This window comes from Robinsoniella sp. (assembly GCF_034124845.1).
The window spans coordinates 1-9,136 of sequence record NZ_JAWYAJ010000067.1 but is presented as its reverse complement, the minus strand read 5'-3'; the positions used below and the strand labels follow the sequence as shown (position 1 = coordinate 9,136).

General features: G+C 45.0%; 8 protein-coding genes. 3 read left to right on the top strand and 5 right to left on the bottom strand.

The annotated features are described in order from the left end of the window. On the top strand, window positions 1-158 hold a 158-nt coding region (locus ACH2DQ_RS03375; RefSeq protein ID WP_395025596.1), incomplete at its 5' end, for a YibE/F family protein. 1 nt (window position 159) lies between these two features. Here ACH2DQ_RS03375 and ACH2DQ_RS03370 read toward each other — a convergent pair. The 5 genes from ACH2DQ_RS03370 to ACH2DQ_RS03350 are packed head-to-tail and all read right to left on the bottom strand — an operon-like array spanning window position 160 to window position 5,933. After that, window positions 160-957, bottom strand: coding sequence for a 3-keto-5-aminohexanoate cleavage protein (locus ACH2DQ_RS03370; protein ID WP_394912129.1), 798 nt, complete (start codon window positions 955-957; stop codon window positions 160-162). Between the two features lie 37 nt (window positions 958-994). After that, the gene (locus tag ACH2DQ_RS03365) at window positions 995-2,431 is read right to left on the bottom strand and encodes a four-carbon acid sugar kinase family protein (RefSeq protein ID WP_394912130.1); all 1,437 of its coding nucleotides are present in this window, start codon (window positions 2,429-2,431) and stop codon (window positions 995-997) included. Window positions 2,432-2,450: 19 nt separating this feature from the next. Continuing rightward, on the bottom strand, window positions 2,451-3,179 hold the full coding sequence (locus ACH2DQ_RS03360; protein ID WP_394912131.1) for a FadR/GntR family transcriptional regulator: 729 nt from the start codon (window positions 3,177-3,179) through the stop codon (window positions 2,451-2,453). A 42-nt stretch (window positions 3,180-3,221) separates the two neighbouring features. Next, a complete protein-coding gene (locus ACH2DQ_RS03355) occupies window positions 3,222-5,222 on the bottom strand; it encodes a glycoside hydrolase family 127 protein (protein ID WP_394912132.1) in 2,001 nt (666 codons plus the stop codon). A 36-nt stretch (window positions 5,223-5,258) separates the two neighbouring features. Next, window positions 5,259-5,933 carry an aspartate/glutamate racemase family protein gene (locus tag ACH2DQ_RS03350; RefSeq protein ID WP_394912133.1) on the bottom strand — a complete coding sequence of 225 codons (675 nt, stop codon included), beginning with the start codon at window positions 5,931-5,933 and terminating at the stop codon, window positions 5,259-5,261. A gap of 287 nt (window positions 5,934-6,220) precedes the next feature. Here ACH2DQ_RS03350 and ACH2DQ_RS03345 point away from each other — a divergent pair, with 287 nt between their 5' ends. Together ACH2DQ_RS03345 and ACH2DQ_RS03340 are read left to right on the top strand one after the other, a co-directional pair. Next, window positions 6,221-7,978, top strand: coding sequence for a sensor histidine kinase (locus ACH2DQ_RS03345; protein WP_394912134.1), 1,758 nt, complete (start codon window positions 6,221-6,223; stop codon window positions 7,976-7,978). Beyond that, window positions 7,956-9,026 (top strand): response regulator, encoded by a 1,071-nt coding sequence (locus ACH2DQ_RS03340; protein ID WP_394912135.1) that lies wholly within the window; start codon window positions 7,956-7,958, stop codon window positions 9,024-9,026. The genes ACH2DQ_RS03345 and ACH2DQ_RS03340 overlap by 23 nt, the downstream gene beginning before the upstream one ends. The last annotated feature ends 110 nt before the right edge of the window (window positions 9,027-9,136 follow it).

Here is a 9,136-nt window from a genome sequence, read left to right as displayed (position 1 = left end):
TGTTAAAAGCCTATGGAATTCACATGGATCAGCTGTTAAGCTCCGATTACATTGCCATTGAGCTGGCACAGGGACTTACGGGGAGCATCGCGGTGATACTTGCGGTACCGATTACTTCTCTGCTGGCTGGAGTGATTGGCAGCAGAGGAGTAAAATAGACTATTTCAGGGTATGCATAATCTCCCGTGCCTCATCCGGTGTGGCTGTTTCAAATCCAATCGCCCGGATCAGATGTGCCAGCCGTTCCACTAGTTCAAAGTTCATAGATGCGGACTTGTCCTGTGCCAGGAAGGCACTGTCTTCAAATCCGATCCGGACAATACTGGCGCCCATTGCAATTGCTGCAGCCAGGAAGTGCCAGTTGTCACGTCCAAAATGGGTTACGCCCCATTTAGCATCGGCAGGAACAAAGGAACGGAAGGCTGCAAGGCTTTCTGCTGTGGGCTGCATACCGCCTTTGTGCCCGAATACCAGGTTGTAGATGATAGGGTTGCGGAAGGGGTATTCTTTTGCGGTCATTTCAATATTATGAATCATACCGATATCAAATACTTCAATCTCCGGTATGGTTTTCTTTTCATATACGGCTTTTGCGCAGTAGCGGATATCCTCAAATGAGTTGCGGTAAACGGCTTCCCCAAGGTTGGTGGAACCGCCGTTTAAGGATGCAGATTCTACCTTCGCATAATCCAGGGGCGTGCAGCGTTCTTCAATAGTAAGATCGGAGACACCTCCGGTAGATGCCTGTACCAGCACATCTGTTTTAGCCAGGATTTTTTCAAAGCATTCTACCATAAATCCCGTATCTGCGGTGAGGGAGCCATCCGGGCGGCGGCAGTGGAGGTGGCACATTGCGGCACCTGCAGCTACTGATTTCTGCACATCCAGAGCCAGTGCATCCGCGTCAATGGCGGTAGAGGCTGCCACTGGAGCCAGTGAGATTATAATTTTTTTCATGCGTTCTTCCCTTTCTGGATTTTCTGAAAAATTCGTTTTAACATAATTCTTCTACGATTTCACGCAAGGTATCTACTTCCCCTACATTTCCGGGGAAGATAATATATGGCGTATCGGGAAATTTACTTTCTGCTCCGGTGAGCCATACCGGGATTCCTTTTTTCACTTGTCCCAATACCAGCGCCTTTTTCACCTGCAGGCCTTTTGTTCCTACGTCGCTGGATGTAATACCACCCTTGGCAATGATAAAACGGGGTTTCACATTGAGCAGGGATATAATACTGGTGAGGGCATCGGAGATGTGGACAGAAGCCATCAGGATTTTATCTTTGTCTGCGGTGTCGGGTACCAGAAGCTTCCGGCTGGTGTAGATAATCACTGTTTTATTGGAGCGGATCAGCGCTTCTGCACGTTCCAGGATACGCTGTACCTCGGCTTTTAATCCACCTTCCAGGAAATAGGCATTAACATTGAACTCCAGGAAAGTCAGGTCTTTTTTGGACTCCAGCAGAGCGTTTAACTGATCCGTTGTTTTTTTGACGTGGGACCCGATGATCACGATACCGCCTTTATCTTCACTGTCCGCTACCAGATCTTTCTGGGTGAGCAGCGGAACATCCGTGATCTGTCCCAGGACTTTAGGCAGAGCAGCCGCACTTCTTGCAAGGAAATTTTTGCCTTGTCTGATGGCACGAATCAGGCAGATACAGAATATCTTCACGTCGGTGTAGTCAATGGCATTTACGATGATCTTAGCAAAATCCCAGGCGGATAACAGTTTTTCGGTAATGCTGTCCAGATCCAGTGATCTTAATTCTTCCAGAGAGATGGTGATGCAGTCTTCACTGCGGTAATTTCCTTCACTCTTTTCTTCTACGTAGTCCCTCAGATCCGATGAAGAATATCCAAAAGTCTTGTCTTTGGCAAATTCTGTATTCCCAGCCGGAGTCAGGAAATCCCCCTCTTTCACATAGTGGATATTGTTAAGGGTATATCGTCCTCCCTCTTTGAAGAAGGGGCAGATAATTTCTCCGTCCATTTTCATGCCAGACTCTGATTCCAGACTGTCTCTGAGGATTGCTGTCTCCAGGGGATAGTGTCCCCGCAGTGTAGAATCACCACGGGAAATCAGGAAAAACCCCTGGTTGCTTTTTACGGCTGCCGCCGCCAGACGGCGGGCGATCAGGGTGTGCACCTGAATGGTCTGTTCCCTGGAAAAACTCCGGGAGTTTGTCAGCAGGAAAAACATATCTTCTTTTGCAGAAAAAGCCTCATTTAGGGAAGCTTCTTCCCAGTCAGTATAGACATATACGTCATGAACCGTCTGGATTCCGGTGGGATCATCATCCAGAACCACTATCTTTTTATGAAAGTCCTGGTATTCAGACCTGAGCATACGGTCGATATGTTGGGTATCCATAGAAGGATATTTGTCCAGGACATCTGTTTTTAAGACTTCGGCATTATGTTTCATAGATAAACCTCCTTTGGATTTAAATTACCTGTTTCCAGAATTTATAGTGTTCATTTATGGTCTGTTCAATGCCGGTAAAATCTTTCCGGGCAATCATGGTCAGTATTTCTGTATGAAGACGGATAAAATCATCGGTATCATTTTCTGCCAGAACCATTTTTACAGCATTTTTCCTGGAGGGAATGGTAATCCGGTCTACGTAGGAATACATGCTGAGCAGCAGCTGGTTTTGGGAGGCATTTGTAAGTGCCATATGAAAGTCGATATCTGCATTTAAGACAGCATCAATATTCTTATCTTTTTTCGAGACAGCATTTCTCAAGTTTTCCAGACAACCCTCCATATGAGCAATCTGTTCCGGAGTGATGGTGTGCATAATCTGCTGCATAATGCCGATATCTAAAACTTTGCGAAGCTGTATGATTTCATCGGAGGAGTTCTTCTCCAGGAGGATGCCATAGAGCATAGGATCCAGCATTTTCTGGCTGTACCGGTCATTGACGAAAGTACCGTCAGGGCGTTTGATGTAGACTACGCCGTAAGCTTCCAGTATTTTAATCGCTTCCCGGATGGAGTTGCGTCCTACCTCAAAAGTGGCACAGAGGCTGGTTTCGGTAGGCAGCTTGTCTCCTGGTTTTAGTTCTCCGTTGATAATGGCATCTGTAATTTGGTTTACGATGCGGCTGACAATGGATTTATTCTGCAAAGATCTGGAAAGGATTGGCGTTTCTGATTTTGTCTGGGCCATAGAGGACCTCCTTTATATCTTAATCAAAGTATAGGATGAAACTTACTCCCGGGTATGGCTGTAAGCCACCGGCATCCAGATCTTCATTTCACCGAATCCTCTGTTGTCCCATGCAAAGTATGGGATCAGACGGATACGGGTCTTGGACATTCCGTGATAACGCAGGGTCTGGTACAGGGAATCACGGTTGTATTCTTCTCTGTTTATGCGGTATACTTCTCCTTCCAGTGCGGTAAGGTCTCTGCCCCCTATGTTATATGCAGCGGGTTTAAATTCAGCATCCAGCTTCCATAAAAGGTCATCTAAGGTTTCCACATCTGCGTCCGGGCTTTCCAGACAGTAAACCAGGGGTCCGCGTTCCAGTGCAGCCTGATTATTGGTTTCTTCCACCAGGGCATGGGCAGTCGTGAGACGGGCAGGCATATCAAAGAGTACGGTGATCTCGGATACTTTGTCGGATACTTTGTCCGGATTAATGCATATTTTCTGATAGGACTGGCTGTCAGTTTGGGTAAGACAGATTGTGGTTTCCCCGCCAATGCCTATGGTTCCCTTTTCTACCCAGCCGGGAATACGGATATTCAGGTAGATGGGGGTCTTTTTATCCGGGGTTATATACTTCAGGTTCTCGATACGCAGGGTTATCTTTCCGTCATAAGGATAATTGGTATCCTGAATCAGTGTAAAGGATGCGCCGCAGGGAAGCTCTATTTCTGAGCGGCTGGCTCCGTACATACCCATCCAGAGTGTGTCATGGGAAACGGTGTAAGCATATTCGCTGGACTGGGCTATGGTTCTGGCAAGGTTCGGAGGACAGCAGTAGCTTAAAATGTACTCGCTTCTCTCCAGGGGCCAGATTAATTCATAATCCAGTTTCTTCGCTCTGCGCAGCATGTTTTCGTAAAAATATTTCTTTCCGTCCATGCTGACGGCAGCCAGGTTCACATTCAGCATGGTGCGTTCAATAATATCAAAATATTCAGCTTTCGGATCTGACTGGAACATACGATAAGCCCAGAAAACACTTCCGATCGAAGCACAAGTCTCATTATATGCGGTAACATTGGGAAGCTGGTATTCATATCCGTAAGCCTGATGGATTTTCTGGTCGATGAAGAAGTTGCCATAAGGTGAGGTTCCGTTATAGAGGGCACCGCAGCCTCCGGTAATATAGAGCTTTTTATCGATCAGGTTGCGCCATACCTTATCCAGCATATCTTTATATTCCGCTTCGCCGGTTTCCGCATACAGATCGGCAACTCCTGCATAGAGATAATTGGAACGGACGGCATGGCCTAAAATTTTATCGTGCTGTTTCAGTGGGATACGGTCCTGGTTGTCATCGGTGCCATCTTTCACGGAGTCACGCAGCGTGATGGCAAGCTTTGCAAGCTCCAGATATTTTTTGTCCCCCGTAGTCCGGTACATTTCGATGAGACCCATGTAGTGGGAAGGGCAGACAGCGGTCTGGACCTCGCCATTTCTGGCATTTTCCTGATACATCTGATCCAGATATGCAGCAGCTTTTTTGGCAATATCCAGAAAGTTCTCCTTGCCGGTGATTCGTTTGTAAAGGCAGGCTGCCGTAAATAAGTGTCCAAAGTTATAAACTTCAAAATCATTAATATCACCTAACCGGGCGATCCCGTTATTCTGGCGTTCTCCCAGGATCTGCTTGGTAGAAATATAACCGTCTTTAAGCTGGGCACGTCCGATAAGGTCAATGTACTTATCCAGCTGGTCTAACAGTTCCTGGTTGCCGTTTTTTGCCGCGCTGTACATTGCGGATTCCATCCATTTGTAAAAATCGCCGTCGCCAAAATTTGTTCCGTCAAAGGATCCTTCTGTTTCGCCTGCACAGATGCGGAAGTTTTCCACAACATGGCTGATATCCTTAGCCTCAAACATACTTTGTAAATGGGGAACGGTATCACTGGCACAGGCTTGAAATGCATCTGCCCAAAAGCCTTTGGTCCAGTTAACGGCATTCCAGGGGAGAGGGGAAACTTTAGAAAATGGGGATTTTGTTGTATTTGTCAGCATAATAAAACCTCGCTTTCCATCTTATATTATTTATATTTATAGTATCAAACCCTTCATACGCAGTGCTTCTTTTAAAGCCGCTGCACCATAGCGGGGACTGGAAACCACCGGCTTCCCGTAAGTTTTTGCAATCAATTCTTCACAGTAAGCCATAGAACCCTGGCATAAGAGAATGATATCTACATCCTGGCAGATTTCACCGGCTTTTTTCAGAAGCAGTTCCTTGAACTGTTCCTGATCCAGTCCGAATGCACCATTGATTAAACCGTCTGTCAGCGTTACCGGTTTTCCGATTTCTCTGGATACCCGGAGAATGGTATTTTTTGTTGGCTCTAAAGTAGTGGGGAGTGTAGCCAGCACTCCGATGCGGGAACCACGGCGGGCAGCATCCCGGCACATCTCCTCATCCACCCGGACGATAGGGACACCGATGTATTTTGCCATATCCTGTACGCAGTCAGCAGCTTCCCCCACAGAAGAGCAGATATTCAAAACTGCATCGGCGCCGTCCTGAACAGCTTTTAAGAACAGGGTAATCAGTCTGGCAGCAGCATTTGCGGTCACATATCCGTGATCTCTTGTTTCAGAGAGAATCGTAGGGTCTTCATAACTGAGAAGTATAGCCTCTTCTCCCAGCTGGCTTTTCACTTCGCGCTCAACTAATTCAATTAATTCCGGTGTGGTACTTGTATACACTAATCCTATTTTCATCTTAATACCCTTATATTGCAGGATTGCCTGCAATACTGAATCCTTTCAGTTATTTTATCCAACGTTCAACGTAGGATGTTAAAATATAACTTTATATTCTCACAGATTTCGGAATTTGTAAAGATAGAAATAGTGCATAAATTAAAAAGCTAAATTTGTAAGTATTGTACAAGATATTTCAAGAAAGAAGAAATTGGCATTGTAAGACTGGAGAGATTAGTGTATTTTAAAGGAGGAGTATATGTCTGGCATACAACGCTCTGACTGAGTTGAAATGGAGAAGACAAATGAAAAAAATAGCAAAATGGTTTGGACGGTGTAAGATCAAGGATCAGATCAGAACAGCGATTATTGCACTGGCTGTATTTTCCACAGTATTGCTGGGGGTATTAAGTTACTTTCTGTCCAAACATATTATTGAGCGGAATTACCAGGAGGACTTTTCCTATAACCTGGAAATCTCCGATGAAATCACAGATATACAATTAAATAATATCATAGAACTCACCAGAAACCTTCTTGTAAATCCAAGTTTTATGTCGGTTTTCAAGGAGTCCGCTATGAATGGAAACAAGGATTTTTCCAGTACAGAGAGGCATACACTGGAATCCTATCTGGGCAGAATTGCAACTCAGGAAACCTTGATCGGTGAAATTATTGTATTGGATAAAACGGGAAAACTCTATACATATTCTGCCAATTCAGGAGAGAGTGTCTCTTACCATGTTGAAAATGTGCTGGAAACCAGCTGGGTTAGAGAAATGAATGAAGCCGGTGGTAAAGAAGTATTTTACGGGCAGAATATATTGAATCCGGATAAGAACCGGGGAATGGTGTCCATGGGGAAATTACTGGTGGACCCGGGTAATTATGAAGGGATCGGCTACATGGTGGTAAATATCCGGCAGAAGATATTTGAGAAAGCTTTTGGATCTACCCACCGGGCAAACCAAAGCGTTTCCTTTATGGTTGTGGATGATGAAAAGGACAATGGAATTATTTATTTCAGAGGAAATGAAGAGGATCAGGAGCAGATTGAACAGGAATATTTCCGGGAATCCGGTTTCGGGAACCAGTTTGTATTTGCCAGCGTGGAGAATGATCCCACCGGATGGAAAATGGTGAGCATTATAAGAAAAAGTGAGCTGACCAGAGATAGTAATGTGATTGGTGCCATTATTATGGGGGTAATTCTTATGCTGGTGGTATTAGGGTTTTATATTTCCAGATTTATATCCGGGAAAATCTATGAACCTCTTCGGAAACTGGAGAACACCATTGAGGAAGTGGGAGAGGGAAACCGTAATATTACAGAAGAATTTGATTCCAGTGAGGTCGGACAGATCGGTAATAAATTTAAGCAGATGGTCAACAATAACCTGGAACTGCGGGAGCGTCTGCTTTCCAGTGAATTAAAGGAAAGAGAATCGGAGCTTTTGCTTTTGCAGTCACAGATAAATCCCCATTTTTTATATAATACCATGGATTCCCTGTATTGTATGGCTGTCATTCATGAGGCAGATGATATGGCACAGATGGTTGATGCCCTGTCACGGACGTTCAGGCTGAGTCTGAATAAAGGCAATAAACTGATTAAGGTTGCAGATGAAGTGGCCCACATCAAATCCTATATGGAAGTGCAGAACTTCCGTTATAATAACCGGTTTGCTCTGGTTCTTGAAATTCCGGATGCTTTGGACGACGTCTATATTTTAAAATTTATTCTTCAGCCATTTGTAGAAAATGCCATGTACCATGGGTTGGAACCACAGATAGGGAAAGGGAGTATAACAGTCACAGCGGTTCGGGAGGCAGAGAAGATTATTTTCACCATTGAGGATGACGGAGTGGGAATTGCCGATTTGTCAGTTCTGGAAAATGGATATGGGGTACGAAATGTACGAGAACGTATCGAACTGTTTTATGGAGAAGGATATGGAGTCAGTTTTGACAGTGAGCCGGGTGTGGGGACAAAGGTTACGGTCACGGTAGGTTTGTCTTATCAGGAAGGAGTAATCGCGAATGAAAAGAGTAGTGATCGTTGATGACGAATATATTGTAGTAAATGGAATTAAAGCCATGATTGCCAGAGAAAAAATGGATTTTGAAGTGGTTGGGTTTGCTTATGACGGAATTGAAGGACTGCGTGTGATCCTGGAAGAAAAACCGGATCTTGTGATTACGGATATCCGTATGCCAGGGATGGACGGTCTTTCTTTGATTGAGGAAGCCAGAGAGTATACGCCGGATACCATTTTTGTGGTGATCAGCGGCTATCAGGAATTTGAGTATGCGAGAAAAGCCCTTCTTCTTGGGGTACGTGGCTATATTGATAAGCCCATAACGATGGATAAGATACGGGATACCATGCAGATGACAGAAAGCCTCCTGGCTGACAGGGCAAATCAGTCCCGCAACGAGGAAACCCAGATCAGAAAGAAGGAGTTTCAGGATATCAGCCAGCAATTCATGCATTCCATTGAGGAAGCGGATATTACTGCATATGAAGAAATGCTTGCCGGAACCCTGGAAGCACTTCAGAATTATACGGACACGCTGGAAGAATACAAAAAAGAAAGCTACAAAATGGTCTGTCTTGCTCTGGGCATTTATTTTGAAAAGCGCAGGGAAAGAAAGGAGGAACAGCACTTCCCCTCCTATCAGAATGTGGAAAATATGGAATCCTATGAAGAGGTCAATACCTTTGTGGAAGAAATATTCCGATCCATGCTTCAGCGAATGGAGGTTTCCAGGATCGGAGGGATGCACCGTACCGTAGAAAAGCTGCTGACCTATATTAATGAAAACTATCACCGGGATATCGGGCTTGCAGAGCTGGCGGATATGGTAGCCATGAACCCGGCATACCTGAGCATCCTGTTCAAAGATGAGGTTGGCATGAGTTACATCAAATATCTGACCAAAACCCGCATGGAACATGCTAAGGATCTTCTGAACCAGGGGTATAAGGTCATCGAGGTCAGCGAAATGGTGGGGTACAGCAATTACCGCTATTTCTGCGATATTTTTAAGAAAAATGTGGGTCAGACGCCCAATGAGTATAAGGGGACGGTTCGGAGAAGAAATGAGTAGAGGTTTTGCTGATAAAATACGCTTTGTATCTTAGGTAGTGTACGAAAAGATGGGTGTGGGAAACTGGTATGGACTCCGTCAGCTGGCCGCAGAACTGGTATTTTCTAACC